This window comes from Stenotrophomonas sp. CASM101 (assembly GCF_049384845.1).
Taxonomy (GTDB): domain Bacteria; phylum Pseudomonadota; class Gammaproteobacteria; order Xanthomonadales; family Xanthomonadaceae; genus Stenotrophomonas; species Stenotrophomonas hibiscicola.
On record NZ_JBMRFR010000042.1, the window covers coordinates 1 to 384 of the forward strand.

Here is a 384-nt window from a genome sequence, read left to right on the forward strand (position 1 = left end):
CCCGGCTCCAGCAGCGCCACGCGCTTGCCGTGCTGCGCGGCGCGGATCGCACCGGCCAGGCCGGCGGAGCCGCCGCCGAGGACGATCAGGTCGTAGTCATAGGGTGCAGTGCTCATCGGAATCGCTCCGGTCGGTAGGGGGCAGGGTCGATCACCGGCGTACGGACGCAGACGAGATCGGCGATCAGCTGGCCGTTGCCGGCGCTCATGCTGATGCCGAGCATGCCATGCCCAGCTGCAAGCCAGACGTGAGGATGCGCGCGCCCTGCATCGATCAGCCCTGCCCGGCTCCACGCCGCATCGGTGGCCACTGGCGGTAGGTCATTGCACGCCATAGCCATTCCACCGGACCAAAGCGGAAGCGCGCCAGCCACGCGTGCGAAAC

At 69.3% G+C, this 384-nt stretch carries 2 protein-coding genes and 1 pseudogene; all 3 read right to left on the minus strand.

Annotation, left to right across the window (positions count from 1 at the left end):
* The coding region (locus VG543_RS21190; RefSeq protein ID WP_423179240.1) for an FAD-binding protein at positions 1-116 on the minus strand (116 nt) is incomplete at its 3' end.
* Positions 113-262: pseudogene (locus VG543_RS21195) on the minus strand (amino acid dehydrogenase); the annotation flags it as partial. The gene VG543_RS21190 and the pseudogene VG543_RS21195, both read right to left, overlap by 4 nt.
* A gap of 11 nt (positions 263-273) precedes the next feature.
* A partial coding sequence (locus VG543_RS21200) for a DUF418 domain-containing protein (RefSeq protein ID WP_423179076.1) occupies positions 274-384 on the minus strand: 111 nt, incomplete at its 5' end.